The sequence below is a fragment of the Pseudomonas sp. NPDC088368 genome (genome assembly GCF_044753445.1).
Lineage (GTDB): Bacteria > Pseudomonadota > Gammaproteobacteria > Pseudomonadales > Pseudomonadaceae > Aquipseudomonas > Aquipseudomonas bambusae.
The window spans coordinates 30,459-56,390 of the sequence record NZ_JBIVNG010000008.1 but is presented as its reverse complement, the minus strand read 5'-3'; the positions used below and the strand labels follow the sequence as shown (position 1 = coordinate 56,390).

Sequence of the window (25,932 nt, the reverse complement as noted above, 5' to 3'; positions counted from 1 at the left end):
GGCTCATCTCCTGCTGTTGGAAGTCACTTGGCCGTGGCGGCCGGTGCGCGAGTGGCGAATTCAACACGAATCCCGCCTGGGATTGCGCAAATGAAATGGGAGCGTGGAGAGTCGGGGCCGGTTGGCTGAGGTGCAAACTCCACGACCACGCCGGGGTACGCCCGGACTTTCTCGAACACGCCCGGCAAGTCGGTAACGGCCAGGGCAAGGTGGTGCAGGCCAATGTTTTTTCGGCGGTCGAAGCGTGTGGCTGTCTGCGGGTCTGCCACCTGCCAGAGCGTGACGGTCACGGTGCCGTCGTTGACGAATGCCGAAGGATAGGCCGGGTTGCGCCCGACTTCTTTCCAGCCCAGGCATGTGCAGAAAAAATCGACGGTCTGGTCGAGGTTTTCCACCGCCAGCCCTACGTGGTGAACACCTTGGGTCAGTGCTTCACTCATGACAAATCCTCTTGGATGCCGTGTTGATTTTGAAGGGACAGTCCCAGGCTGCGGCATCACCCTGGGTCGCGTGTACAGTCATAGCCCAGCCTCGGCGTCGGCGCCGGGTTCGCGCGCGACAAAACTCCGCCGCGTGGAGTGACACAGACGGTTCTTGCGCTGCCCAAAGGGCTGGACCAGACTATGAACCCTCCTCGGAAACTTGATAATCCAACGTTTTCGGGAAAGACCTTCACTGTTTTCGGGAAGATGAAGTGGACCGTATCGAAGCGATGAACCTGTTGCTGAGCACCATCGAAACCGGGAGTTTTTCCGCTGCCGCCCGTGCCTTGCGGATCCCGGTCCAGACGGTCAGCCGTAACATCGGGGACCTCGAAAAGCACTTGGGAACGCAGTTACTGACGCGCACGACGCGCAAACTTGGCCTGACCGATGCGGGGGTGATTTACGCCGCCGCCGCAAAGAAAATCCTCGAACAGGTCGCCGAAGCGGAACGTACGGCTGCGGGGGAGTTCGTAGCGCCTCGGGGGGAACTGGTCATCTCTGCCCCGCTGCTGTTTGGCCGGATTCACGTGCTGCCAGTGGTGGCGGATTTCCTGGGGCTGTTTCCCGAAATCAACGTCAAACTTGACCTTCGGGACCGTAATGTCGATTTGCTCGACGACCAGATCGATATGGCCGTGCGCATCGGTCATCTGCCCGACAGCGGCATGATTGCGACCCGCGTCGGCGCGGTGCGCGGAGTGATCTGTGCCAGCCCCAAGTTGCTCGCCGAACATGGCGCACCGCAGACGCCCCTCGACCTGAAGCACATGCCGTGCATCGCCACAGACGGCCCGACGTTGACGGCCGGCTGGCGCTTTCAGGCGCCGGACACCGGCGCGTCCATTGAGGTGGCCTTTGCGCCGCGCTTGCTCACGGGGGCCAACGCGCTGGTGGACGCCGCAGTGCGAGGTGTGGGGTTCGCCCGACTGCTGCATTACCAGGCCCATGAAGCCATCCAGGCCGGAACCCTGCGCATCGTCCTCGAAGAATACGAATTGCCGCCCTTCCCCATTCATATCCTGCACGCGCCTCACCGTCACATGCCGTTGAAAATTCGTCGTTTTCTGGATTTTGCCAGTCCGCGCCTGCGCGATGCGCTGGCGCCCCTGTCCTCGCCATGAGCAGCGTCGGTCATTCGTCAGTGCGCGGTGTCACCCACGAAACCGTAACTTGGCCAAGTTCATTATAGGGGTTACCATTGGCCGATTCTTCGTTGGGGAACCTTCATGACCTCCAAGCTTCGCGGCCCCGCCATTTTCGTCGCAGACGCCCCTGCACTGGACTTTCTGAATTCCATCGCCACACCGATGACCGAACCTGTCGACTGGATCGATGACGGTGACGGCTGGCTGGACTGGTTGCGCCAATCGGGTTGGGTCGACGAATCCGTTCTCAACACCCTGCGTGAAAACGCGCTGCCGGGCGAGCTGGACAACGCCGCCGCGCAAGCAAGATCGCTCCGCGAGTGGTTTCGGGCATTCGTGCTCAAACACCGAGGGCAGCCCCTTGATCCGTCGGCCGCTTCGGAACTCGGATCGCTGAATCGTTTGCTGGAACGGGATGAGAAGTACGCGGAAATCACGGCCGGTGATGGTCTCGACGGAAAACTGTCCCTTGGCCTGAAACGGCGCTGGCGCACGCCGGAATCCTTGTTGTTGCCCGTAGGAGAGGCGATTGCCGAGTTCCTGTGCACCGAGGATTTTTCAGACGTCAAAAGCTGCGAAGGACCGACCTGCACCCTGATGTTCGTTGACCACACCCGAGGCAAGAAACGCCGCTGGTGCAGCATGGCCGCCTGCGGCAACCGCGCCAAAGCAGCGGCGCATCGGGAACGGCAGAAGAAGACGATTTAGCGGTCGGCGATTGCGGCAGCGCAAATTACCGGAACACGACACGATCCTGTGGGAGCGAATTCATTCGCGAAAGAGCGTTCGGGCGATGGAGATGCTGTGAATGTACCGGCCTTTCGCGAATGAATTCGCTCCCACAGTTGAAACTGCGCCAGTCGCTTCGCTGCCGTCGTAACCTCCGGAGTCTCCCACGAGGTCTGCGGCGTGCAGGGAGGTTGCGGATCACATGGCTCTTTGTAGCAACACGGCGTGCCATCACAGAACACAAAAGAAAAACCCCGCGCAGTCATCGATTGCGCGGGGTTCGGTGCTACCGGCTGACGCCGATCAACGACGATCCAGCCAGACGGTCTGCGCGTTGCAGAATTCGCGGATGCCGAAGTGCGACAGCTCCCGGCCGAACCCACTCTTCTTCACGCCACCAATCGGCACGCGGGCGTCGGAGGCGGTGTAGCCATTGATGAACACGCCGCCGGTTTCCAGTCGCGCCGCGATGTCGCGGGCTTTTTCGACGTCCGCCGTCCAGACGCTGCCCGCCAGACCGAACTCGCTGTCGTTGGCCAGTTCGACGGCATGCTCGGCATCACGGGCGACGATCAAGGACGCTACGGGGCCGAACAGTTCTTCCGTAAACGACGTCATGCCTGGCCGCACGTTGGACAGGATCGTCGGCGCATAGTAATTGCCCTCGCCCGCGACCTTTTCACCGCCGAACAACAGCGTCGCGCCTTCGCTCAGGGTTTTCTGCACTTGGGCATGCAGCTCGTCGCGTAGATCGTAACGGGCCATTGGACCGACGTAATTCGCTTCATCCAGCGGATCACCGACTTTCAGCGCTTTCACCGCCGCGACGAACTTCTCGGTGAACGCGGGCAGCACGCTTTCCTCGACGATGATGCGCTTGGCCGCCACGCAAATCTGGCCACTGTTCTGATAACGGCCGATGGTCGCGGCCTTCACGGCCTCGTCCAGGTCCGCATCCGCCAGCACGATGAACGGGTCCGAACCGCCCAGCTCCAGCACGCACTTCTTCAACGCTGCACCGGCCTGAGCGGCAATGGCAGCACCGGCGCGCACGCTGCCCGTCACGGCAACAGCGGCAATGCGTGGATCGGCAATGGCTTTCGAAACCCCTTCGTTGCCGACGTTGATCACTTCGAACACACCTTCCGGCAGACCGGCTTCGGCCCAGGCATCACGCAACAGGTACGCGCTGCCCATCACATTGGGTGCGTGTTTGAGGACGTAGGTATTGCCCGAAAGAATCATCGGGATCGCGCCGCGCATCACCTGCCAGATCGGGAAGTTCCACGGCATCACCGCCAGGATCGGGCCCAGCGGCAGGTAATCGATGTACGCCTTGTCGTTTTCGACCGGGGTCTTTTCCGGGGCCAGCATCGCGGGACCGTTCTCGGCGTACCACTCGCAGGTGGCAGCGGTTTTTTCCACCTCGCCACGGGACTGGGCGATGGGCTTGCCCATTTCGGCGGTCATCATCTGCGCCAGTGCTTCGGCGTTCTTGCGCAAGACCTTGGCGATTTTGCGCAACTGCTCGGCGCGCACGCTGATCGGCTCCTTGCGCCAGGCTTTGAAGCCAGCGGCAGCGCGGCTCAGGGACTGCTCAAGCTCGGCAGCCTGTTCGAACGGATACTCGGCAAACACCTTGCCAGTGGCAGGGTTCAACGAAATGGCGTGAGACGAAGATGCGTGTTGCGACATGAGTAAATGCCTCCTGTGGTGGTGTGACCTTCACACTGAATGCCGTCCGACGGCCACCCATTGCTGAAGTCCTGGGACCACGATAGGCTCTCCGAAACATTTCCGATAATGAATAATTATCAAAAATACATTCTCAAAACGTGAAAGGCTGATAGCACGCATGGACCTGACCCAACTCGAACTGTTCAAGGCCATTGCCGAAGAAGGCAGCATCACCGCGGCGGCCCAGCGCCTGCACCGTGTGCCGTCCAATCTGACCACTCGCATCAAGCAACTGGAACAGGAATTGGGCGTCGATCTGTTCATTCGCGAAAAACTGCGCCTGCGTCTGTCCCCCACCGGCTGGACGTTTCTCGACTACACGCGGCGCATTCTCGATCTGGTTGAGGAGGCGCGTCAGGCCACCTCAGGGTCCGAGCCTCAGGGCGCGTTTTCCCTGGGGTCCATGGAAAGTACGGCGGCCGTGCGCATCCCCTCCTTACTGGCCGCGTTTCACCAGCGCTACCCAAAGGTCGAGCTGGACCTCTCTACCGGGCCTTCCGGAGACATGATCGACGGTGTCTTGTCAGGACGGCTGAGTGCTGCTTTCGTCGATGGGCCACTGCGTCACCCCGAGCTGGAAGGCGTCGAGTTGTTCGAAGAGGAAATGCTGCTGATCACCGCTGCCAGCCAAGATCCTGTGACCCGGGCGCTGGATGTGAATGGGAAGACGGTCTATGGCTTTCGCCAGAACTGCTCCTATCGCCGCCACTTCGAAGCCTGGTTCAAGGCCGACATGGCCACCCCCGGCAAGATTCTCGAAATGGAGTCCTACCACGGCATGCTGGCCTGTGTGACCGCGGGTGCGGGCGTGGCAATGGTGCCGCGCAGCATGCTCGAAAGCATGCCAGGCAGTCCCAACGTCCGGGCTTATCCGCTGAGCGAAGACTTCCGTTACTTGAACATCTGGCTGATCTGGCGACGGGGCGTGCGCTCGCCTGCGCTCAACGCCTTCATCGACCTGGTGCAGACCGCCGTCCAGCATGCCGACGAGCCGCGCCTCGCCGGTTGATTCCATCAGGCCCTGGTGTAACGCAGCCACACAGCGCCGCCCTCTTGGACCTCGGCAGACGACAGCTTTAGGTGCGCGGGCTGTTTCCAGGCGTCGGGCGACACCTCGAATGACGCGGGGTGTTCGCCACGACCGTCCACCAGCGGCAGAATCAGCACGCTCACTTCGTCCACCAGACCGGCGTTGACGAACGAGCCGCTGACGTGAGGGCCGCCCTCGACGATCAGCCGTTTGCAGCCCAGTTCTCTGCTTAACACGTCCACCACGTGCTGGAGATCGATTTCGGTTTTTCCCGCAAACAGGTACGAAACACCCACGGATTGCAGGTACGCGAGGTAATCGTCCGAGACGCCTTCGGTGAGCACTTCGACCACGTGAGAACCCAGCGCCTCATTTTTCTTCCAGCCCACTTTGCCGTGGGGGTCGATGGAAATGGCATAGGTGTCGGCTTGTCGCTCGACGAAGTGATCGGTGCGGGGAATCGTGCCCTTCGCCAAGCCTTTCGGATAACCGTCATCGTGGGCGATTTCCTGCATGGTCACGCGCCCGCAGATCCAGGCATCGAATTCGAAGGTCTGGGCCAGCGTTTCGTAGAGGTCGCCCGCGGACTTCTTGAAAGCGCGGTCCCAGCCGTCGGTGAGCGCGCGGCCGTCGAGGGACGACATCATGTGGCAAATGACATAGGGCTGCATGGCAGACTCCAGCAATGGATGAGCGATGTAAAACCGACCCGGAAGGCGTAGCGTTAGTTCAGCCCATCCTCCACGAGCGGCCCGCTGTCATACCGCCCATTGATCAAGCCCGACGCCGCACCGCCACGCATTTGATTTCCACGAGGATGCCGGGGTGCGCCAGTTCGCTCACGCCGATGCAGGTCCAGGCGCACAGGCCCCGAGGAAAGAGCCGGTTTTTCACGTCACGAAACACCGGCATGTGCTGCGACATGTTCACGTGGTAGGTGGTCATGTCGACGATGTCCTCGAACGTGCAGCCTCCCGCTTCGAGCACCTGGCGCAGGTTGTCCCAGGCAGCGATGAACTGTTGTTCCGGGTCGTCGATCACCTTGAGATCGGCGGTTCTGCCGACTTGTCCGGCACAGTACAACGTGTCGCCAACGCTCACAGCGGGCGCATAACCGGCACGTTCAACGATGGATGTCATGGTGTCGGGAACAATCAGCGTACGGTCAGTCATCGGGCGGTTTCCTCTTTGAAAGAACGCGCGATTATGCCGTCGAGTAAGAACGCGTGTGCAGCGCAGGCAAAAAAAAACCGCCACCGGCGAGCCGGGGCGGTCTTCCCTTTTACGTGACCCTTACCGGGTAAGTTTGTCGTAATCCATCTCACCGGCCACTTCGCGGAAGTTCATGTGGTCCAGTTTCTTCTCATCCTGAGCCGCCACGCGGGAGGCGCCGACCTTGTCCGCGCCATCGGATGCGAGACCGCGTTCAGGCTGGCCGTTCGCAGCGACAGCGTTGGCGCCGACGTGATCGGCGCCGTCGGCAGCGACCCGATTCGCGCCTACACGATCCGCGCCGTCGGCGGCTACTCGGTTGGCACCCACACGATCAGCGCCGTCAGCGGCCACTGAATTCGCACCCACATGATCCGCACCGTCAGCCGCTACGCGATTCGCACCTACACGATCCGCACCGTCAGCCGCTACTCGGTTGGCACCCACACGATCAGCGCCATCAGCCGCTACGCGATTTGCACCCACACGATCAGCACCATCAGCAGCAACGGAATTTGCGCCCACATGATCAGCACCGTCAGCCGCTACGCGATTGGCCCCGACACGATCAGCACCGTCAGCCGCTACGCGATTCGCACCCACACGATCGGCGCCATCAGCCGCTACGCGATTTGCACCCACACGATCAGCGCCATCAGCAGCAACGGAATTTGCGCCCACATGATCGGCGCCATCAGCCGCTACGCGATTGGCACCGACACGATCAGCACCGTCAGCCGCTACGCGGTTTGCACCGACGCGATCAGAACCGTCGGAAGCGGTGGCATTGGCGCCCACGTGATCCGCGCCATCTGAAGCCGTTGCATTCGCCCCGACATGGTCGCTGCCATCGGACGCCGTTCGGTTCGGGCCGACTTTCTCGGAGCCGTATTCCGCCACGGCCTTGCCAGTGGTTACATCGGACGCCGCATACGCGGTGGACACACCCAAAGCCAGCACGGAAACCGTCAGGCCCCAAACCCATTGCTTATTCATCGCCGATTGCTCCAAGTGTCATGTCTGTCGAGGCGGGCGAAGCGCCCGGCCAGTGAATGTCTTCGACAATAAAAACGGTGTCCCCAAATAAGGACGGTCTACATTTCCTGACTTGCATGGATGGCCTGTGCAGCCAGCGAGCGGCGTTTGACTGGACAGTCGGTATCAACGGCGAACGCCCGCGTCTGCTCAGGTTAGTCCTGATTTCGGGCGTGTGCCTCAACCACGAAGCTTCATCCGCCCGATGGCAAACTATCTGCCATTAAACGCTTCGAGTGGGCGGTGTGCTATTAGTTCTGTGGGCTTAAATAAAAGCACGATTGTGCAAGTCTTAAGGGGTATTAACAGTCTTTCGAGTTATGAAGGCCTTAAGTTGATGCGCCAAACAAGTGCAGGCGGAAAAGAACTAACGGCTCAACGATTAACGATAAGACGCGCGCTTTTGAGTCTGGCCGGAAGCCGTAGGCGTTAGTCCAAAATCAAAAGCGTTGCCCGCGCCGCGATTTGCTTCTGCCGAAGGCGTAGGAGCGTTGCTTGCTCGCGATCTGGCGCGAAGCGGCAGTAAACCCGGACAACACTGTTTGCCTGACACAACCCGTGCAGGTTTTGCTACTGCTGCGGTCGAGCGCGACCCCGGACCGATCGTAGGCAAGCCGACTCCCACGCCTTCGGCAGAGGCGGGTTGCGCAAGCCCGACTGTCAGCGCATACATCGCGCGCTTCCGGGCAGAATCAAAAGCCCATGAAGTGCGTCAATCCTGCTCTTTCTTGCAGCTCGCAGCTCAAAACTCGAAGCCTCCTCAGGTCATCTCCATCCCCCCTTCCCCCTCAACATCCCGCTCCCGTTCACGACGCCGCACATGATTCTCGTACTGCGCCCGCAAGGCCGCGCCGGTTGTGGACACGGTTTCGGAGGCACCGCGGCCCACGGCTTTGGCGCCGGCCACGCTCTTGTCGCCCACAAACGACGCCGAGGTGGAAGTCGCACCTTTAACGGTGTTTTGCAGGAAGGCCTCGGCGCCTTGGGTGGCCGGATCGGTCATCACACCTGCGGTGGTCCAGCCAGCAAACACGGCGGCCGATGCAGCCGTGTTGGTCAACTGGCTGACAACGGTCTTCGCATAAGGATTACTGAGGTTTTTAGTCGCCAGCTCCTGCAACTTGCCTACCCCCGCGAACCCGCCCGCCAACGCCAGCCCGTTCTGGGTCAGGCTCGTCGCCGAGACCAGGCTGCGCACGGCTTTGCTGCTGTCGGTCAGGATGTCGATAGGCATGCCCGCGAGGCGTTTGCCCGCATTGACCGCCGCGCCCGAATAGCTGGCGTTCTTGATGCCCTTATAGGCGTCGAGCCATTCGGTTTCTTCGTCCAACGGCTTGGCCTCGGCGTCTTTACGGCCGAACACATAGGCCCCACCGCGCTGATGGTCACGGTGTTCCGTGGCTTGCAACCGGTTGCCGAATACAGCATTCGCCCCGAGTCCGCCGACCGTGGAGATCGCGGTGTCCATCGCGCCTTGTGCCTTGGGATGCCCCGCCAGCGCGGTGGCCATGACCGTACGCGCTGCGTTGCGGGCGGTGTAACCTTGAATCGCCACGCCCATGTCGACGCTCTGCCTGACCAGCCCCGGTGCGTGCAGCCGCTGGGAGGTCGCCATTGCATCATGCAGCTTGTCAGGCGTGGTCTTGAGGAATTGATTGTCGCCGGTGACCCGGTTCATCACCCCGGTGCCCACCTGATCCATGACCCCGGACAGCGCTCCGGAAATCAGCGGCGTCAGAGGTTTGAGTGGCGTCGGCAGCCAGTCGCCCTTGTTGATCTCGGGGCGGGCGTACTGCAACGCCGTCGCAGCCGCAAACGGAATCGCACGGAACGCGCTGGATGTGTGGGTCGCCAGCCGGTCGAACTTCTCGCCCTTGGCCAGGGTGTCGGCGATGTCGCTCAGGGTTTCGCCCTCCTGCTGCAACACGCGGGCACGGCTGGTGGCGATGTCGTTGAGCTGCGCGTTATGCCGGGTCACGCCTTCGTTATGTTGGTTGATGTCATCCAGCGCCTCTTGGCTGGCGCCGGGAGGGGCCGTTTTCAAATTCTGGTAATGGGCAGAAAAAACGTGCTGTTTCAGGTAATCGGCGATCAGCGTGACTTCCGCTTGCACCAGCGCCGGAGACAACGCGGCAACCCGCCCCGCGCCATGCCCTGCGTCGGTGTCGTTGACGGTGTTCGCCGACGTGCTGGCGACCGGCTGAGCGCCTTGGGGGGTTCTCTGGATTCCATTCATGGTTAACACCTCTTGTTGATGGGCGAGCCAGACGGCGCGACGGGCACACACCCGCCCGTCACCCGGCCCTTGAGCGAGTCACCGATCAGCCGGGCAATTGCCCCTGACCGCTTTCGATGATCTTCGCGAAGTTCATGACGTTGTTGACGTAGTCGGGATCGCCCACGCCGCCTGCGTTGGCCAGGTCACCCTTGCTGACCTTGTCCGGGCCGGAGTTGTAGGCCCGCAGCGCGGAACCCCAGTCGCCGAACGCCTCTTTCTGATCGCGCATGTACAGCGCGCCCGCCATGATGTTGTCGTGGGCGTTGTTCACGTCGGCGTTGCCCAGCAGGTCGGGGTTTTCCTTTTTCAGACCGGCGAAGGTATCGGCGTTGACCTGCATCAGGCCCGCATCGGTCTTGCCGTTGACGTTGGTGGTGTCCTGGCCCAACTGGCCACGGGACTCCGCCCAGATCTGCCCGGCCAGCACGCTTGGCGGAACGCCCGTGGCGTTCGAGGCGTCCATGATGTCGTTGCGGTACGGTTCGAGCTGCTTGGGCAGGTGCAGATCGCCTGAACCGGTGAGCGACGTATCGCCCGGCACCGCGCTGGCGGCGTTGCTCGTTGGAGCCCCAGCGCCCTCTGCACCCGACGCGCCCTCGCCCGAACCTGCGCCCGAACCCGCCCCGTCCACTGCGCCGCTGCCGGCACCGCTTCCGCTGCCACTGGCCGGGTTCTGCGCCGCGAGGTTTTGCGCGTTGGACGGGCTGTTGGGGTTGTTCTGCATGAGCATCTGCATCAATTGCATCAGCAGGCTCATGATCTGCTGGACCACCCCGGCCTGTTGGTCGGTGCTGGAGGCCGGGTTGCTGGCGTCCACCTGCGGGTCCTGGCTGTTGGGCGGCGCGAAATTGACCTGGGACTGCGTCGGGCTGGCGAACAGCAACGCGCTGGGGTCGATGGCCTGGTTGCCGCTGCCACTGCTGCCAAGGCCGTTGTGCTGGCCGGATTTGCCGCTCAGTGAGGAAAAATCCGTGGGCGTGTTCAGGTCCTGCAGGGGGCGATGCGACGAAACACTCATGTTCATGATCGTTTACCTCGTTTCAGGTCAGGGAAGAATCAATGGGCCTTCGGAATGCCGAACTGGTCCAGGACCGGGTCGACGTTGTGGTCGAAGGCTTTCTGCGCCTTGTGCTTCTTCACGGCTTCGATGATCGCGGAGATCCCGAAACCCAGGCTCATGGCGGCGTCGGCGATCCAGCCGACCACCGGAATCGAGGCGCCAATGGCGGCCCCGGCGGCCATCCCGGCGGCTTCACCGACGACCATGCCAGCGACGCGCCCGCCGACTTTCGCCGCCACTTCACCCAACCCCGCGCGCCCGGCGGATTTCGCCACCGCGTCGTAGCCTTGCTTGGCGGCTGACAGGCCTGATTTGGTGCTGTCGTAAATCGTCTTGGCGGCATCGGTCTTGTCGCCACGGGCCAGCATGTCGGAGACGGAGGCGAAGCCTGCGATGGACTGGAAGGCAGCCGGGCCCATGTGGGAGGCCATTTTCGCGACCTGGGACGGCGCATGGTCCTTGTCACCCTTGCTCGCTTCGTCAAGCATCTTGCGGCCGGGTTTGGAGTCCTGAAGCTGGGCGAAGGTGGACTGCACGTAGTTCTGTTGCTGGCCCTGCACGAAATCCTGCGGCAACACGCTGTCGTAGGCGGCTTTCTGCGCGTCGGCGCTGTTGAGGGCTTGTTCGCCGTCGGCTTTCTTCTGGTTCAGCAGCTGCTTGACCGCGCCGCCTTCGCTGAAATTACTGACGTACGAGTCCTGAACTTTGCCTTGCAGGTCCGGGCGTTGGCCCAGCACCTGTTGCGCGGTGGGCACGTTAGCGTTCGGCCCCAGCAAGTCCTGTTGCATTTGCAGCTGCGCGGACAATCCGCCGAGGGCACTGCTGTAATCGGCGTTGGGTTTGTCCTTGCTGGTGGCCTTGTCGGCGGTGTTCAAATCAGTCTGCAAGGCCTCACCGCTGTTGACCTTCTGCATCTGCTCGTGGACGGCCTTTTGCAGGCTCGGCGTGCTGTTGACCAGGTTGCGCGACTGTTGCGGGATCTGCTGATCGAGGAAGGCTTGCACGTCGGGGTCGGCCTGCAACTGGCCGATTTTCTCGTTCAGCGCGTCTTCGGTCTTACCGGTCTTGCGCAGGTCTTCCCCCGCCACGACGCTTTGCCGGGTCTGTTGCAGCTTGACCATCACCGCAGCCTTTTGCTCGCCGGTGTAGGCCGAAGGGTTGTCGAAGACGTCCTTGCCCAGCTTGCTGATGTCGGTGTTGGCGACCGAATTGAGGGTCGCGGCGTCGCTCAAAACGCTGGCGAATTCACCGCCGTTGGTGGGCGCCTGTTTCTTGATCCAGTCGCTGATGTTGCTGGCGCTGAACAGCTTGTCGGGGCTGTGGGCCGCCAGCGACCGCCCTTCCAGACCGCCCTGGTCGATCTGGGTCAGGAAGCCCGGCTGCGACCAGGTCTTGGCCGCCTGTTTGAGCGGTCCGGCCAGACCGGGGTTGTCGCTCTGCAGGGCTTTCAAACCGTCGGCGCTGGTCAGCCCGTCGACTTTGGTTTCGCCGTCCGTGCCCGCCGCGTGCTTGGGGTCGGCGGCCTTGGTCAGCGGTTCGTTGGCGCGCATCAGGGCGGCGCTGCGCACCAGCTCCATCGATTGCGGATCGGCGTCCGGGTGGTCTTTCTGGTAATTCGAAATGTCTTTGTCGGCGCTGTCGGCGGCCTTTTGCATGTTCTTCGCGAAGGCCTTGAGATCGCCGTCCGTGATCTTGCCGTCGGCCTTGCCGCCGTGTTTGCCGGTGTCCACGGCGGTTTTCAGCGCCGGGTTGGCGTTGATGAAGTCCATGGCCTTGGCTGCATCGGGGCCTTTTTCAGCGGCCATGCGCGCGGCCGCGATGGGCCGGTTCAGCTCCTTGGCGGCCTGCTCGCGCTGGTCCGGCGGCAAGTTGGCGACCATCGGCGCCCAACGCTCCAGCTCCTTGGGCGACGAGTATTTCGAGTCGTCGAGGAAGCTGGCTTCGGTGGATTTGGGCTGGTCGGCGGATGTACTGGCATCAACGGGCGTCGAGGTGCTGACGTCGGTGACGGCGTTGGGTTTGTTGGCGCTGGCCGGCGCTTGTGTGGGCGTGTTGGCCGAGGATGAGGCTGACGATGACGTGTTGGCCGGCGTGCCTTGGGGCGAGGTTTGCGGTGTCTGCGGGGCTTGGGCACTGCCCTTGAACAGCTGCAACAGCAGGGTCAGCAATTGCTTTTCAGTGGCCGCGATGTCGCCGGAAGGCTGCGCCGTTGCCGCGCCGAACTGGACGTTGGGGTTCGCGCCCTGACTCAGCAACGTGCTGGCTGATTTTGCCAGTGGCAGGGATTGAGCCGACTCGCCGCTGTCGGACTGAGGTGCGATACCGCTGTAGGGGCTGTTCGAAATACGCATGGGAGTCGCCATCCGGGAATGAAGGATGGCAACTGTGTGGTCCCGAATGCAGGTCGGTTCCGGGAAATGTTTCAGGTTGTTTCATTTTCCCGTCAGCCTTGGTTTACGCCGATCCTGTTTCTGGCGGGATTCCATCGGGCAACGTGCTCGGTTCTGGCCGTAGGCCGTGGGAGTTGGCTTGCCTACGATCGGCTGCGCAGCAGTCGGAAATTCAGCGCATGCGGTCTGTCTGACAGAACCGAGGCGATTGGTTTTACTGCCGCTGCGCGGCAGATCGTAGGCAAGCCAACTCCCACGGCCTTTGGCCAGAAGCGGATTGCGCCAAGCCCATCCCACATAGCCAGAATCTAAATCAACACCGGCCCAGCCCCTTGAAACACAAGCGCTAGAGCCTCCCGCCGCCCTTATCAATCCCATTGATGTCCACCATGAAAGCGATTGTCTTCAGGTTTTTCGGGCCTCGCGTAACATCGCCTCCATCGCTTACCTCCCTTACGATCTTCTCTACAGGATTCACGACCATGACTATCCACTTGATCAATGCCGTTGCCCTCACCGCCGTCACCGTTTTCCTGGTTAACCGCGCCTTCGCCCTGTACGACCTGGTCAACGCTGCCACCGTTTCCGAGCACATCTGAAACGGTCTGGCCGTTTCGGCTGCGCTCGGCCAACGCTGAGCCTGGCTGAAGAAGATCGGCCTCAACTGAACGGGTCCATCTGACGCTTCAACTGCTCCCTGGCACGGGACAGGCGCGAACGCACCGTGCCAATCGGCACCCCCAGCGAACTCGCGGTTTCCTGATAATTGCCGTCCATTTCCAGTGACACCTCGATCACTCGCTGCATGTTCGACGGCAAGGTCCCGATGGCCTTGATCACGCGAACCAGTTGGCGGTGGCCGTCCACCTGATGCCCGATGTCACCCTGGCTGTCGAGCTCGGTGTGGGTCTGGTCCTCCCAGCTCTCCTGATACGGCTGACGATACATTTTGCGAAAGTGATTACGGATCAGGTTCAGCGCGATCCCGCACAACCACGTCTGCGGTTTGCTCGCGTTCTGGAACTTGTGTTCGCTGCGCAGCGCCTCCAGAAAGGTGCATTGCAAGATGTCGTCAACGTCATCCGGGTTCATCACGCGCTTCTGAATGAATGCACGAATCATCTTGATCTGATCGCTCGTCAATTGGCGGATGCCGGAGATCGGCTGGTGGCGGTTTTTAGGTTCGATGTCGAGCAGTGCGAGGCTTGGGAACATCAGGGCTCTTCCTTGTTTGAAGTGTGTTAGCCCTATAGCGATAGCCGTGCCAGCCTCAAAAATACGCTATCTATCTGATTTCAAACGACAATAAATTCAGGACAAAAACCATCCGTGCAAAAACTTGCGCGAAGGCACTGAATCCCGAACGGTTTTTGGCACAGATGCCGATTGTGCGGAATCGATGGAACCGTAATCCCCGGACGTCCCACTCAGAGCGCATGACCACGCTCAGAATCGTCCTATGAAGATCTCCGCTCCCGCTGCTCCTCAAGCGTTGCACACCCCTGAGCCCGCCCTCGCGAAGACTGCGGCGACGGTCACGATGCCCCCGCGCACCAACCTGCCGAACCTCGGCGGCACCTCGCCGCAACAGGTGGCCCGTTTCGCGTCGGCGCTGGTGCAACAGAGCCGCAGCCTGGGTCAGCGCGAGCTGTTGGCGAGCGGCAATGCCTTGCAGTCTCGGGCGGCGAAGCTGGGGGAGTTGTATCAACTGTTGATGGGCAATCAGGATTCCGGGCTCGACGACGCGGCCCGCAAGATGCGCAAACAGTTGCAAAAGGAGCGAGCCGCCAGCCTTGAGCAGATTCTCGATTTTTCCGAAGGCGATCCTGCCAAGGCGCACGTGGTGCTTCAGGCGGCAAGAAAGCAGGCGCAAGCGGACGGCGCCACGGGCGAACACGTGGTCCTGACCCAACAATTGAAGCTGCTGCGCCGCCAATACGGTCAGCGGACGCGTGCGGGAATCAACACCGCCAAGGCCTTCGCCCGCTCGGGCATCGACAGCAAACGTCGCGGTGCTCTGCGCAACCTGTACGGCGTGGCGGTCTCCGGTCAACCCAATATCACCGGCCTGATCGATGCCCTCCTCAATGAACAGGAGCAGGCCGGCGAGTTCGAACTCAACCTGCGGGACATGCGCAGCGCCCTCGCCGACGACCTCTCCGCCCTCACCCCCTCCACATCGCCCCAGCAATTGCGCACGCTGATGCACGGCCTCAACACCGCGCGCCACGTCGCGACCCTGCTGCAAAGCTGCGAACACCTGCTGGGGCGGATGCGCAACAAAAACCCCGGCGTCCAGGTGGATTCCGCCGCGTTCCTCAAACACCTGCTCGCGCTGTCCGCCAAAGGCATGAGCCTCAATGAAACCCTGCAACTGACCCAGCACATCGGCGGCAAACAGCTCAAGCATCAGCTCGCGTTCCTCAACGGTCTGCGGCCGATGTTGCAGCAATTGCCGATTCTCCTGTGGCGCGACATGAAAAGCCGCCAGAACGCCTTGGGCAACCTGCTCATCCTCATGGCCGAGCTGACTCGGCTGGAACAGAACCCGCAGCAAGGGGGCCTCGCCTGATGGATCGTGTCATCAACCTGCTCAACCAACTCGCCCTCGCGGCCATGCGCCGCTCGGAAATCGTCGGCGCCTTCGTGGTGATCGCCATCGTCTTCATGATGATCACGCCGCTGCCCACGGGCCTGGTGGACGTGCTGATCGCCATCAACATCTGTATTTCCTGCCTGCTGATCATGCTCGCCATGCACCTGCCCCGGCCGCTGGCGTTCTCGACCTTCCCTGCCGTGCTGCTGCTGACGACGATGTTCCGCCTGGCGCTGTCGATTTCCACCACGCGGCTGATTCTCCTCAATCAGGACGCCGGGCACATCGTCGAAGCCTTCGGCCAGTTCGTGGTCGGTGGCAACCTGGCGGTGGGCATGGTGATCTTCCTGATCCTCACCGTGGTCAACTTTCTGGTGATCACCAAGGGTTCCGAGCGGGTGGCGGAGGTCGGCGCGCGGTTCACGCTGGACGCCATGCCCGGCAAGCAGATGTCCATCGACAGCGATTTGCGCGCCAACCTGATCAGCGTCCATGAAGCCCGCCGACGTCGCTCTGAGCTGGGCAAGGAAAGCCAGTTGTTCGGCGCCATGGACGGGGCGATGAAGTTCGTCAACGGCGACGCCATCGCCAGCCTGATCATCGTCGCGATCAACATGATCGGCGGCATCGCCATCGGCGTGGTCCAGCACAACATGACGGCGGGCGATGCCTTGCAGGTCTACACCGTGCTGACCATTGGCGACGGCCTCATTGCGCAGATCCCGGCGCTGCTGATTTCCGTGACCTGCGGCATGATCATCACCCGCGTGCCGGACGAGGACCGCGCCGAGGCCAATATCGGTCGGCAGATCGCCGAGCAGATCACCAGCCAACCCAAGGCGTGGATCATCGCCGCCGTGGCCATGCTCGGGTTCGCCGCGCTGCCGGGCATGCCGACTGCGGTGTTCATCGTCATTTCGATCGTCTGTGGCACGGGCGGCCTGCTGCAACTGCACCGCGCCAAACCCCAGGCGGAACAGGTGCAGGCGGTGGCCGTGGCACCGGAGATGAACGGCCGTGAAGACTTGCGGACCTTTTCGCCGAGCCGGCAGTTCGTCCTGCAATTCCACCCTAGCCAGAACCCGGCGCAGGTCGAGGCGCTGGTCAGCGAGATCCGCCAGCGCCGCAACCGGCTGGTGGTGCAATACGGCCTGACCCTGCCCTCCTTCATCATCGAACAGGCCGAACACCTGCCTGCGGATGAATTCCGTTTTTCGGTCTACGAGGTGCCGCTGCTCAAGGCGACGTTCACCCAAAGCCACGTGGCGGTGGATGCGCGGATGGTCGAAGACTCGCCGGACGCCGGGGTGTACGGCAGCGTCGAGCGGCAGGAAGGCCAATGGCTGTGGCTGCCTTATGACGATCCGCAACTGCAAAACCATGACGTCGAGCGCGTGGACGCGATGACCCTGATCATCGAGCGCATGGAGCGCGCGCTGCAGTCCTGCGGCCCGCAATTCATCGGTTTGCAGGAAACCAAGGCGATCCTCGGCTGGCTGGAAAGCGAACAGCCGGAACTCGCTCAGGAAATGCAACGGGTGCTGCCACTGGCGCGGTTCTCCGCCGTGTTGCAACGTCTGGCGTCGGAGTGCGTGCCGCTGCGGGCCATCCGGGTGATCGCCGAAACCCTCATCGAACACGGCCAGCACGAACGGGAAGTGACGGTGCTGGCCGACTACGTGCGCATCGCCCTGAAGTCGCAGATCTACCACCAATACTGCGGCGCCGAAGGGTTGCTGGTGTGGGTCCTGACCCCGGAAAGCGAAGGCATCCTGCGCGACGGCCTGCGCCAGACCCAGACCGAGACCTTTTTCGCGCTGGACAACGAGACCAGCCAGTTGCTGGTGCAGCAGCTGCACATTGCCTTCCCGGTCCGCACCGCCGAACGGGCTGTGCTGCTCGTGGCTCAGGACCTGCGCAGCCCGCTGCGAACGCTGTTGCAGGAAGAGTTCTATCACGTGCCGGTGCTGTCGTTCGCCGAAATCAATAACGCTGCGCAGGTCAAGGTGCTGGGCCGCTTCGACCTCGAAGAAGACCTGGAAGCGCTGGACAACGAGTACGCCGCGTAAGTGGCTGGAGAGCGTCGCATGTTTGAATTACGGGTGTTGACCGGCCTGCATCAAGGCGCTGCCCTGCCCCTGGTGGGTGAGCAATGGGTGATCGGCTCGGACGAGGAGCAGGACCTGGCGCTGCACGATCCGGGTGTCGAACAGGTGCATTGCCGCTTGAAGCGCCAGGGCGAAGGGTTCGTGCTGAACGCGGCCGAGGGCCAGATCGGCGATCAGGAAGGCCATCGCCACGCGACCGCCGAGCTGATTCCCAACACCGCGTTCGTGCTGGGTTCGGTGTGGCTGTGCGTGTCGGCGGCCGAGGATGCGTGGCCATCGGTGCCGGTTGTCATCCCGCAACCCAGGGTCGAAGCCGCGCAGGAAACGCCCGTGACCGAGCCGCCCGACCCTGCACCAGACGCCCGTAGCAGCGCCCCCCCGCTGGAAAAAGTCGAGTCGCGTTCAAGGCTGTTGAACCGCACCACCGGGGTCATCGTCGGCGTGTTGTTGGGCGTTGCTGGCAGCGCCTGGAGCCTGACCCGTAGCAGCGGCAGTCCGGACACGGTGGCCGCCGTCGCCATGGTCCAACCGTCGAAGCCTTCCGCAGCAACCACAAAACCCGCCTTGAAACCCGTCGCGGAACCTGCTTCAAAACGTATTCACCTGGCCAATGTCGACGACACCCGGCGCCAGCTCACCACCATGCTCAGCGACCGCCTGCTCAGTGGCGTCGATGTGCAGCAGACGCCCGAAGGTCTGGTGTTGAGCGGCAACCTGAAAGCCGAGTCGCAGGTGGTGTATCAGCGCATGCTGCAACGCTTCAAGGACCGTTATGACGCGCCGATCGGCGTGATCGACAACGTCACCACGTCCAGCAACGGCCTGCCGTTCACCATCGTGCAGATCATGTCCGGGCCGCACGCGCATCTGGTCACGGCGGACGGGCATCGGCTGTACGTCGGCGACGAACTGGCCGGGTTGCGCCTGACCCGCATCGACGACAATCGCATTCAGTTCGACGGCGAACGGCATTACGAGGTGAACTGGTGAACGCCGCCCTCGATCACTGGAAAACCGGCCACGCCCGACGTCTGAGCGGGTTTTCCGCCGTGCGGGTCAGCGGCCGCGTGAGTGCGGTGAGCGGGATTTTGCTGGAGTGCCAGATTCCGGCGGCCAAGGTCGGTGACCTGTGCGAAGTCAGCAAGGCCGACGGCAGCACCATGCTGGCGGAAATCGTCGGTTTCACCCGCGACTGCACGTTGCTCAGCGCTTTAGGCACGCCGGACGGGATTCAGGTCGGCGCGCACATTCGCCCCCTCGGCATGGCCCACCGTATCGGCGTCGATGACAGCCTGCTCGGCAGCGTGCTGGACGGATTTGGCCGGCCGTTGCTGGAGGACTCGTTGGGCGCTTTTGCCGGTCCCGGTGATCGTCGGGTGACGCTGCCGGTGATCGCCGACGCCCTGCCACCCACCCAGCGCCCACGGATCACCAACGCGTTGCCCACCGGCGTACGGGCGATCGACAGCGCGATTCTGCTGGGCGAAGGTCAGCGCGTCGGGCTGTTCGCCGGGGCCGGGTGCGGCAAGACCACGCTGATGGCCGAACTGGCGCGCAACATGGATTGCGACGTGATCGTCTTCGGCCTGATCGGTGAACGGGGTCGGGAATTGCGCGAATTTCTGGATCACGAACTGGACGCTACGTTGCGCAGCCGCTCGGTGCTGGTGTGCGCTACATCCGACCGTTCCAGCATGGAGCGGGCCCGTGCGGCGTTCACCGCGACCGCCATCGCCGAGGCCTACCGCGAGCGCGGCATGAAGGTGCTGTTGCTGTTGGACTCTCTGACGCGTTTCGCCCGGGCCCAACGGGAAATCGGCATCGCGGCGGGCGAACCGTTGGGCCGGGGTGGCTTGCCGCCGTCGGTGTACACGCTGTTGCCGCGTCTGGTGGAACGGGCCGGGATGAGCGAACGGGGATCGATTACTGCGCTGTACACGGTGCTGATCGAACAGGATTCGATGAACGACCCGGTGGCCGATGAAGTGCGCTCGCTGCTGGACGGCCACATCGTGCTGTCGCGCAAACTGGCCGAACGCGGCCACTACCCCGCGATTGACGTGCAAGCCAGCATCAGCCGGATTCTCAGCAACGTGACTGGCCGCGAACACCAGCAGGCGAACAACCGGCTGCGGCGGCTCATGGCGGCGTACAAACAGGTGGAAATGCTCCTGCGCCTCGGCGAATACCAGCCTGGCGGCGACCCCGTGACCGATTGCGCGGTGCAGCTGAACGAACCGATCAACGCCTTCCTGCGCCAGGATTTGCGCGAGCCGGTGCCGTTGCAGGAGACGCTTGACGCGTTGATGCAGCTGACGTCGCAGTTGCCGGAGTGAGGTGAACGTGCCGTTGCAACTGACTGCACACAACACCTGTGGGAGCGAATTCATTCGCGAATGGGCAGGCACAGACGACAGTGCTTCATCGCCTGAAACACCGCTTCGCGAATGAATTCGCTCCCACAGGGAACCGTGTTTTAACCCGTCGGCCCGGGCATGACTGCTGGAGTCTGATTGATCGAAAAAGCACCCGAAATCGACACGTTTCAACTGGCTGCACACAACACCTGTGGGAGCGAATTCATTCGCGAATGGGCAGGCACAGACGACAGTGCTTCGTCGCCTGAAACACCGCTTCGCGAATGAATTCGCTCCCACTGGGAATCGCGTTTCAACTGATTGGTCCGGGCCTGACTGCTGGAGTATCGCCAATGGAAGAAGAACTCGAAACTGACCCGCAACGCCTGGCGATGGAACAGGTGATCGGCGTGCTGACGCCGTTGCGGCAGCACCGTCAGGCGACTGCCGAGCGGGCGCAGCGTCAGGCGCAGCAGGCGTTGGAGGCGATGCAGGTGCAATTGCAGGAAACCCGCGAGGTGTTGAGCCAGGAGCGGGTCAATCAGCGGGAGCGGCGTCAGGTGTTGAGCGAGGTCAACCTGAACAAAGCCATGCCCTTGAACGACCTCGACCGCTGGCACGAAAAGGAACACCGCATGCTCGACCGCCTGGCCTATATCCGTCAGGACGTGGAGCGGCAAAAACTGGGCATCGACGACCAGCGCCAACGGATCACCGAGGCGATGGCCGCGGCGAAGGCCGCCCAAAGGGCCGTGGAAAAACTGGCCTGCCTCGCCGAAGCCGTCAACGAACAGAGCTGATTTTCAACGATAAGGTTGAGCCCGATGAACGCACCGATCAAAGCGCCCCCTCGCCCAGCTGCACAACCTGCGCAGCGTCCGGCGTCACCTGAACCGTCCACGCTGGCCGACCGCCTCACGCTGAATGGCGCCCGCCGATCCGATGTCAGTCGCCCCACCACGGCATGGCCTCAGTCCAACTCCAACGACGCGCTGAACGCCGACGGCCTGTTTTTCTCGCAACTGCTGGTCCCGCCCGTGAGCGAAGAACCCGATCATTCAGGCTTCGGTGGCAGCGGTTTCAGCGTGTTGCCCCCGAGCGAAGGCGTGCCCACCCAATTGATCCACGAACTCGCCGAGCGCCTGCCCGCCCAACCCGACGGCCCGTTCAGCGTGACGCTGCTGATGCCGACGCTGGGCAAGGTCCAGGTCAACGCCAACAAACGCGACAACCACTGGAACGTCGAACTGGGCTTTGCCCGAAAAGGCGTGCTCAAGCGCGTCCAGCCCCACCAACGGGCCTGTGAAACTGCACTGGCCGACGCACTGGGTCATGACGTCGACCTGTCTTTTCACGAGGAACTGCCTGCATGAACGCCCTGACTTTCCGCCAGATCGATCCTCACGCCGCGCACTTCAGTCGCCAACTTGGCGCCGGGGCCACGCTGGCCTTCAGCGCTCAAGGCCTGCCGGGCGAACTGACCCTGCGCCCGATGACGTCCGATATCACCGAGCCTCACTCACTGGCCTGGTTCGACAGTGCCCTCGGTACGCTGGGCCTGAGCGACGCCGATGCCCTGCTCAGCCTGCTCGGCGAGTTGCCGGTCACCCTCTCTGGCGACCCTCAGCCGTGGTACTGGCAGGTATTGAATCAGCGATTCAGTCCGGTCATCGCGGAACTGCTTTCGCCCCTTGTGCCACTCAGCACTGACACTGCACTGCCAACCGCCGCCGTGACTTGTCGAATTCAGCTGCAATTGGGCGATCAATCCCTGCACGGGGTGATGCGCGCCACTGCCGACGTCTTGCTCCGCGTGCTGCAACGCGCTGACTGGCACCGGCATCGGCAAGCGCTGGACGAGCAATGGCCGATTCGACAGCCGCTGGAATTGGGCGAGCTGTCGCTGAGCCTGTCGCAGCTCGCGTCACTGCAGCCCGGTGACGTGCTGCTGCCCACGCTGAGCCATTTCGACAGCAACGGCCAAGGCCGCCTGAACCTCGGCGGACGGCAATGGGCAGTGCACACCGACAGCGACCAACGCCAGCTGTATGTACGGCTCAGCCACGAGGAAACCCTGGAACATGGCCAATGAAGCGCTCTACGACGAAGAGCTGGACACCCTGACCGACGAGGATCAGGGCGTTTCCCCCGTGGCTGACGACGGCTACGAAGACCACGGGCAACCCCTCCACGAAGACCCCGCTGAAACGGATTGGGCGCACCCCGCCGACGCCCCGTTCGACGACCCGCTTAGCGCCCAGGCCGCCGAATCCCAGCCGCAACACACACTCGATCCGCTCGATCACCTGCCCATGGCCTTGACCCTGCGCTGCGGCCACCTCGACCTCACACTCGGCGACCTGCGCCGGATCGCGGCAGGCACGGTGCTGGAAGTCAGCGGCATCGCCCCCGGCTACGCGACGTTGTGCCACGGCGACCGCGTGGTGGCCGAAGGTGAATTGGTGGACGTCGACGGCCGCCTCGGCCTGCACATCACCCGCATGGCGTCGCCCGCATGATCATGGACGGGATGAACCCGGTCATGCTGGCGCTGTTTCTCGGCGCCCTGTCGCTGATTCCGTTCCTGCTGATCGTCTGCACGGCCTTTCTGAAAATCGCCATGACCCTGCTGATCACCCGTAACGCCATTGGCGTGCAGCAGGTGCCACCGAACATGGCGATGTACGGCATCGCCCTGGCCGCCACGATGTTTGTCATGGCCCCGGTGGCCCACGAGATTCAGCAGCGGATTCATGAGCACCCGCTGGAAATGGGCAGCACCGACAAGCTGCAGGCCAGCGCCAGCACGGTGATCGAGCCGCTGCAACGCTTCATGACCCGCAACACCGACCCCGACGTCAGCGCCCACCTGCTGGACAACACCCAACGCATGTGGCCCAAGGAAATGGCTGATCAGGCGACTAAAAATGACCTGCTGCTGGCAGTCCCGGCGTTCGTGCTGTCGGAATTGCAGGCCGGGTTTCAGATCGGCTTTCTGATCTACATCCCCTTCATCGTCATCGACCTGATCGTCTCCAACCTGCTGCTCGCGCTGGGCATGCAGATGGTCTCGCCGATGACCATTTCCCTGCCGCTGAAACTGTTGCTCTTCGTGCTGGTGCAAGGCTGGACACGCCTGCTCGACAGTCTCTTTTATTCGTACATGTGAGGCGGCCCATGGAAGCGTTGGCGTTGTTCAAGCAGGGCATGTTTCTGGTGGTGATCCTCACCGCGCCGCCGCTGGGCGTGGCTGTACTGGTGGGGGTGATGACGTCGCTGGTACAGGCCCTGATGCAGATTCAGGACCAGACCCTGCCCTTCGGCATCAAACTGGCGGCGGTCGGCCTGACCCTGGCCATGACCGGGCGCTGGATCGGTGTCGAACTGATTCAGTTCATTAACATGTCATTCGACCTGATCGCCCGTTCCGGGGGCATGCACTAGATGCCCTTCGACGCGCAAGGGCTGTTTGAATTGATGCTGGGCATGGGCCTGGCAGCGGCGCGCCTGTTGCCGTGCATGATTCTGGTCCCGGCGTTCTGCTTCAAATACCTCAAGGGCCCGCTGCGCTATGCCGTGGTGCTGGTGGTGTCGATGGTCCCGGCGCCCGCCATCAGCCGCGCGCTGTCGTCCTTTGAAAACGACTGGTTTTCCATCGGCGCGCTGCTGCTCAAGGAAGCGGTGCTGGGCACCCTGCTCGGCCTGCTGCTGTACGCGCCCTTCTGGATGTTCGCCTCGGTCGGCGCCTTACTCGACAGCCAGCGCGGCGCCTTGAGTGGCGGGCAGTTGAACCCGGCCCTCGGGCCTGACGCAACCCCCTTGGGCGAGCTGTTTCAGGAAACCCTGATCATGCTGGTGATCCTGTCGGGCGGCCTGTCGCTGATCACCCAGGTGATCTGGGACAGCTACCAGGTCTGGCCGCCCACCGCGTGGCTGCCGGGCATGACGGTCGAAGGGCTGGACGTGTTTCTCGAACAGCTCAACCAGACGCTGCAACACATGATGCTCTACGCCGCGCCGTTCATTGGCCTGTTGCTGCTGATCGAAGCGGCGCTGGCGATCATCGGCCTGTACGCGCAGCAGCTGAACGTGTCGATTCTGGCCATGCCGGCGAAGAGCATGGCGGGCATCGCGTTTCTGCTGATCTACCTGCCGACCCTGTTGGAACTGGGCAACGGCCAGATTCTGCAACTGGCCGATCTCAAGCATTTGCTGACGCAATTGGTGCCGGTGCCGTGAGCGCGCAGCCGATAAACAGGGGCAGTCGATGAGCGAAAAAACCGAAAAAGCCACGCCCAAACAGCTGCGCGACGCCCGGGAGAAAGGCCAGGTCGGGCAGAGTCAGGACCTGAGCAAACTGCTGGTGCTGCTGGTGGTCAGCGAGGTCACGCTGGGGTTGGCCGATGAAAGCGTGGCGCGGCTGCTGCATTTGCTGTCGCTGTCGTTTCAGGGGATCGGCAAACCCTACCTGCACACCCTCGAACAGGTGGCCAGCGAAGGCGCCTCGGTGCTGGTCGGCTTCATCCTCAGCAGCGTCGGCATCGCGGTGCTGATGCGGCTGGTGGGGAGCTGGATGCAGATCGGCTTTCTGTTCGCGCCCAAGGCCTTGAAGATCGACCTCAACAAGCTCAACCCGTTTGCCCACGCCAAGCAGATGTTCTCGGCCCAGAGCCTGACGACACTGCTACTCAGCATTCTCAAGGCGGTGGCGATTGCCGCGACGCTGTACGCAGTGGTCAAGCCGTCGTTGGGGGCGTTGATCCTGCTGTCCAACACTGACCTGACGACCTACTGGCATTCGCTGTTGCAGCTGTTCCGCCACATCCTCCGCGCCACCTTGGGGCTGCTGGTGGTGATCGGCATCGTGGACTTCGCGTTGCAGAAGTATTTCCACGCGAAAAAGCTGCGCATGAGCCATGAGGACATCAAGAAGGAATACAAACAGTCCGAGGGCGATCCCCACGTCAAAGGCCATCGTCGGCAACTGGCCCACGAACTGCTGAACCAGGCCCCGACCACGCCGCCGAAACCCGTGGAAGATGCCGACATGCTCGTGGTCAACCCGACCCACTACGCCGTCGCGCTGTACTACCGGCCGGGAAAAACGCCGTTACCGCTGATTCATTGCAAAGGCGAAGACGACGACGCCCTGGCCCTCATCGCCCGAGCGAAGAAAGCCGGGATTCCGGTGGTGCAAAGCATCTGGCTGGCGCGAACGCTGTACAAGGTCAAACCCGGCAAACACATCCCCCGCCCGACGCTCCTGGCCGTGGCGCACATTTATCAGGTCGTGCGGCAACTGGAAGAAGTGACGGACGAGGTGATTCGGATTGAGGAGGATTGATCCTTCGGCCAGCATCAAAAGCCTAACCGCGCCGCGATCTGCTTCTGCCGGAGGCGTGGGAGTGCCGGGGTGACGTTCCACCTTGCCTACGATCCATTGCGCAGCGATGGCAAATCCGGTGCATGCGGCGGGTCAGGCAGATCGCGGGCGTAAGGGTTTACTGCCGCTGCGCGGCAGATCGTAGGCAAGGTGGAGCGCCACCCCGGCACTCCCACGGCCTGCGGCCAGCATCAAAAGCTTGAACCGTGTCACAGCCCGCTTCTGCCAAAGGCGTGGGAGTTGGCTTGCCTACGATCCATTGCGCAGCGATGGCAAATCCGGTGCATGCGCTGGGTCAGGCAGATCGCGGGCGTAAGGGTTTACTGCCGCTGCGCGGCAGATCGTAGGCAAGGTGGAGCGCCACCCCGGCACTCCCACGGCCTGCGG

General features: G+C 62.5%; 23 protein-coding genes and 1 pseudogene. 15 read left to right on the top strand and 9 right to left on the bottom strand.

The features are described 5' to 3' along the window. Positions 1-23: 23 nt before the first annotated feature. On the bottom strand, positions 24-440 hold the full coding sequence (locus ACIQAL_RS18365; protein WP_401147982.1) for a VOC family protein: 417 nt from the start codon (positions 438-440) through the stop codon (positions 24-26). Positions 441-694: 254 nt separating this feature from the next. On the opposite strand from ACIQAL_RS18365, the gene ACIQAL_RS18360 reads away from it, so the two are divergent. Together ACIQAL_RS18360 and ACIQAL_RS18355 are read left to right on the top strand one after the other, a co-directional pair. Further along, on the top strand, positions 695-1,606 hold the full coding sequence (locus tag ACIQAL_RS18360) for a LysR family transcriptional regulator (protein ID WP_401147979.1): 912 nt from the start codon (positions 695-697) through the stop codon (positions 1,604-1,606). Between the two features lie 105 nt (positions 1,607-1,711). Next, a complete protein-coding gene (locus ACIQAL_RS18355) occupies positions 1,712-2,338 on the top strand; it encodes a CGNR zinc finger domain-containing protein (RefSeq protein ID WP_401147976.1) in 627 nt (208 codons plus the stop codon). Between the two features lie 324 nt (positions 2,339-2,662). On the opposite strand, the gene ACIQAL_RS18350 is transcribed toward ACIQAL_RS18355, so the two are convergent. Further along, the gene (locus tag ACIQAL_RS18350) at positions 2,663-4,054 is read right to left on the bottom strand and encodes an aldehyde dehydrogenase family protein (protein ID WP_341957669.1); all 1,392 of its coding nucleotides are present in this window, start codon (positions 4,052-4,054) and stop codon (positions 2,663-2,665) included. Positions 4,055-4,214: 160 nt separating this feature from the next. Here ACIQAL_RS18350 and ACIQAL_RS18345 point away from each other — a divergent pair, with 160 nt between their 5' ends. Next, positions 4,215-5,105, top strand: a complete 891-nt coding sequence (locus tag ACIQAL_RS18345) for a LysR substrate-binding domain-containing protein (protein WP_401147973.1) — start codon at positions 4,215-4,217, stop codon at positions 5,103-5,105. 5 nt (positions 5,106-5,110) lie between these two features. On the opposite strand, the gene ACIQAL_RS18340 is transcribed toward ACIQAL_RS18345, so the two are convergent. The 7 genes and pseudogenes from ACIQAL_RS18340 to ACIQAL_RS18310 all read right to left on the bottom strand — a co-directional run bounded on the left by ACIQAL_RS18340 (position 5,111) and on the right by ACIQAL_RS18310 (position 14,316). Next, positions 5,111-5,797: a RibD family protein gene (locus tag ACIQAL_RS18340; protein ID WP_401147971.1), complete on the bottom strand. Its 687-nt coding sequence runs from the start codon at positions 5,795-5,797 to the stop codon at positions 5,111-5,113. A 103-nt stretch (positions 5,798-5,900) separates the two neighbouring features. After that, entirely contained in the window at positions 5,901-6,299 is a 399-nt protein-coding gene (locus tag ACIQAL_RS18335) for a RidA family protein (RefSeq protein ID WP_401147968.1), read from the bottom strand. 312 nt (positions 6,300-6,611) lie between these two features. Beyond that, a pseudogene (locus tag ACIQAL_RS18330) lies at positions 6,612-6,980 on the bottom strand (phage infection protein); the annotation flags it as partial. 1,153 nt (positions 6,981-8,133) lie between these two features. Further along, positions 8,134-9,609, bottom strand: a complete 1,476-nt coding sequence (locus ACIQAL_RS18325; protein WP_401147967.1) for a type III effector — start codon at positions 9,607-9,609, stop codon at positions 8,134-8,136. Positions 9,610-9,694: 85 nt separating this feature from the next. Next, positions 9,695-10,534, bottom strand: a complete 840-nt coding sequence (locus ACIQAL_RS18320) for a transglycosylase SLT domain-containing protein (protein ID WP_401148581.1) — start codon at positions 10,532-10,534, stop codon at positions 9,695-9,697. A gap of 173 nt (positions 10,535-10,707) precedes the next feature. Then, the gene (locus tag ACIQAL_RS18315) at positions 10,708-13,062 is read right to left on the bottom strand and encodes a type III effector HrpK domain-containing protein (protein WP_401147964.1); all 2,355 of its coding nucleotides are present in this window, start codon (positions 13,060-13,062) and stop codon (positions 10,708-10,710) included. Positions 13,063-13,761: 699 nt separating this feature from the next. Then, the gene (locus ACIQAL_RS18310; RefSeq protein WP_401147962.1) at positions 13,762-14,316 is read right to left on the bottom strand and encodes an RNA polymerase sigma factor; all 555 of its coding nucleotides are present in this window, start codon (positions 14,314-14,316) and stop codon (positions 13,762-13,764) included. 244 nt (positions 14,317-14,560) lie between these two features. Here ACIQAL_RS18310 and sctW point away from each other — a divergent pair, with 244 nt between their 5' ends. The 12 genes from sctW (at position 14,561) to sctU (ending at position 25,506) form a co-directional block, all read left to right on the top strand. Further along, the gene (gene sctW, locus ACIQAL_RS18305; protein ID WP_401147959.1) at positions 14,561-15,673 is read left to right on the top strand and encodes a type III secretion system gatekeeper subunit SctW; all 1,113 of its coding nucleotides are present in this window, start codon (positions 14,561-14,563) and stop codon (positions 15,671-15,673) included. After that, on the top strand, positions 15,673-17,766 hold the full coding sequence (gene sctV, locus ACIQAL_RS18300) for a type III secretion system export apparatus subunit SctV (protein WP_401147957.1): 2,094 nt from the start codon (positions 15,673-15,675) through the stop codon (positions 17,764-17,766). The genes sctW and sctV overlap by 1 nt, the downstream gene beginning before the upstream one ends. Positions 17,767-17,784: 18 nt before the next feature. After that, positions 17,785-18,795, top strand: a complete 1,011-nt coding sequence (gene sctD / locus ACIQAL_RS18295) for a type III secretion system inner membrane ring subunit SctD (RefSeq protein ID WP_401147954.1) — start codon at positions 17,785-17,787, stop codon at positions 18,793-18,795. Continuing rightward, on the top strand, positions 18,792-20,141 hold the full coding sequence (locus tag ACIQAL_RS18290; RefSeq protein ID WP_401147952.1) for a FliI/YscN family ATPase: 1,350 nt from the start codon (positions 18,792-18,794) through the stop codon (positions 20,139-20,141). Before sctD ends, ACIQAL_RS18290 begins: the two co-directional genes overlap by 4 nt. 374 nt (positions 20,142-20,515) lie before the next feature. Then, entirely contained in the window at positions 20,516-20,962 is a 447-nt protein-coding gene (locus ACIQAL_RS18285; RefSeq protein WP_401147950.1) for a type III secretion protein, read from the top strand. 24 nt (positions 20,963-20,986) lie between these two features. Continuing rightward, a complete protein-coding gene (locus ACIQAL_RS18280; RefSeq protein ID WP_401147947.1) occupies positions 20,987-21,535 on the top strand; it encodes a type III secretion system HrpP C-terminal domain-containing protein in 549 nt (182 codons plus the stop codon). Next, on the top strand, positions 21,532-22,254 hold the full coding sequence (locus ACIQAL_RS18275; protein WP_401147944.1) for a type III secretion system protein: 723 nt from the start codon (positions 21,532-21,534) through the stop codon (positions 22,252-22,254). The genes ACIQAL_RS18280 and ACIQAL_RS18275 overlap by 4 nt, the downstream gene beginning before the upstream one ends. Further along, positions 22,244-22,681 (top strand): FliM/FliN family flagellar motor switch protein, encoded by a 438-nt coding sequence (locus ACIQAL_RS18270; RefSeq protein WP_401147942.1) that lies wholly within the window; start codon positions 22,244-22,246, stop codon positions 22,679-22,681. Before ACIQAL_RS18275 ends, ACIQAL_RS18270 begins: the two co-directional genes overlap by 11 nt. Further along, positions 22,678-23,331 (top strand): type III secretion system export apparatus subunit SctR, encoded by a 654-nt coding sequence (sctR, locus tag ACIQAL_RS18265; RefSeq protein WP_401147940.1) that lies wholly within the window; start codon positions 22,678-22,680, stop codon positions 23,329-23,331. Before ACIQAL_RS18270 ends, sctR begins: the two co-directional genes overlap by 4 nt. 8 nt (positions 23,332-23,339) lie before the next feature. Continuing rightward, a complete protein-coding gene (gene sctS, locus ACIQAL_RS18260) occupies positions 23,340-23,606 on the top strand; it encodes a type III secretion system export apparatus subunit SctS (RefSeq protein WP_166594323.1) in 267 nt (88 codons plus the stop codon). Next, positions 23,607-24,401, top strand: coding sequence for a type III secretion system export apparatus subunit SctT (gene sctT, locus ACIQAL_RS18255; protein WP_166594322.1), 795 nt, complete (start codon positions 23,607-23,609; stop codon positions 24,399-24,401). Positions 24,402-24,429: 28 nt separating this feature from the next. Next, positions 24,430-25,506: a type III secretion system export apparatus subunit SctU gene (gene sctU / locus ACIQAL_RS18250; RefSeq protein WP_401147936.1), complete on the top strand. Its 1,077-nt coding sequence runs from the start codon at positions 24,430-24,432 to the stop codon at positions 25,504-25,506. The last annotated feature ends 426 nt before the right edge of the window (positions 25,507-25,932 follow it).

What these genes read in the sequence shown, in the direction of transcription:
- sctR (WP_401147940.1), top strand. Translation starts at nt 22,678, where the DNA reads ATGATCATGGACGGGATGAACCCGGTCATGCTGGCGCTGTTTCTCGGC.
- ACIQAL_RS18325 (WP_401147967.1), bottom strand. Translation starts at nt 9,609, where the DNA reads ATGAATGGAATCCAGAGAACCCCCCAAGGCGCTCAGCCGGTCGCCAGC.
- ACIQAL_RS18270 (WP_401147942.1), top strand. Translation starts at nt 22,244, where the DNA reads ATGGCCAATGAAGCGCTCTACGACGAAGAGCTGGACACCCTGACCGAC.
- ACIQAL_RS18275 (WP_401147944.1), top strand. Translation starts at nt 21,532, where the DNA reads ATGAACGCCCTGACTTTCCGCCAGATCGATCCTCACGCCGCGCACTTC.
- sctD (WP_401147954.1), top strand. Translation starts at nt 17,785, where the DNA reads ATGTTTGAATTACGGGTGTTGACCGGCCTGCATCAAGGCGCTGCCCTG.
- ACIQAL_RS18345 (WP_401147973.1), top strand. Translation starts at nt 4,215, where the DNA reads ATGGACCTGACCCAACTCGAACTGTTCAAGGCCATTGCCGAAGAAGGC.
- ACIQAL_RS18365 (WP_401147982.1), bottom strand. Translation starts at nt 440, where the DNA reads ATGAGTGAAGCACTGACCCAAGGTGTTCACCACGTAGGGCTGGCGGTG.
- sctW (WP_401147959.1), top strand. Translation starts at nt 14,561, where the DNA reads ATGAAGATCTCCGCTCCCGCTGCTCCTCAAGCGTTGCACACCCCTGAG.
- sctU (WP_401147936.1), top strand. Translation starts at nt 24,430, where the DNA reads ATGAGCGAAAAAACCGAAAAAGCCACGCCCAAACAGCTGCGCGACGCC.
- ACIQAL_RS18280 (WP_401147947.1), top strand. Translation starts at nt 20,987, where the DNA reads ATGAACGCACCGATCAAAGCGCCCCCTCGCCCAGCTGCACAACCTGCG.
- ACIQAL_RS18355 (WP_401147976.1), top strand. Translation starts at nt 1,712, where the DNA reads ATGACCTCCAAGCTTCGCGGCCCCGCCATTTTCGTCGCAGACGCCCCT.
- ACIQAL_RS18335 (WP_401147968.1), bottom strand. Translation starts at nt 6,299, where the DNA reads ATGACTGACCGTACGCTGATTGTTCCCGACACCATGACATCCATCGTT.
- ACIQAL_RS18340 (WP_401147971.1), bottom strand. Translation starts at nt 5,797, where the DNA reads ATGCAGCCCTATGTCATTTGCCACATGATGTCGTCCCTCGACGGCCGC.
- sctT (WP_166594322.1), top strand. Translation starts at nt 23,607, where the DNA reads ATGCCCTTCGACGCGCAAGGGCTGTTTGAATTGATGCTGGGCATGGGC.
- sctV (WP_401147957.1), top strand. Translation starts at nt 15,673, where the DNA reads ATGGATCGTGTCATCAACCTGCTCAACCAACTCGCCCTCGCGGCCATG.
- ACIQAL_RS18310 (WP_401147962.1), bottom strand. Translation starts at nt 14,316, where the DNA reads ATGTTCCCAAGCCTCGCACTGCTCGACATCGAACCTAAAAACCGCCAC.
- sctS (WP_166594323.1), top strand. Translation starts at nt 23,340, where the DNA reads ATGGAAGCGTTGGCGTTGTTCAAGCAGGGCATGTTTCTGGTGGTGATC.
- ACIQAL_RS18285 (WP_401147950.1), top strand. Translation starts at nt 20,516, where the DNA reads ATGGAAGAAGAACTCGAAACTGACCCGCAACGCCTGGCGATGGAACAG.
- ACIQAL_RS18350 (WP_341957669.1), bottom strand. Translation starts at nt 4,054, where the DNA reads ATGTCGCAACACGCATCTTCGTCTCACGCCATTTCGTTGAACCCTGCC.
- ACIQAL_RS18315 (WP_401147964.1), bottom strand. Translation starts at nt 13,062, where the DNA reads ATGCGTATTTCGAACAGCCCCTACAGCGGTATCGCACCTCAGTCCGAC.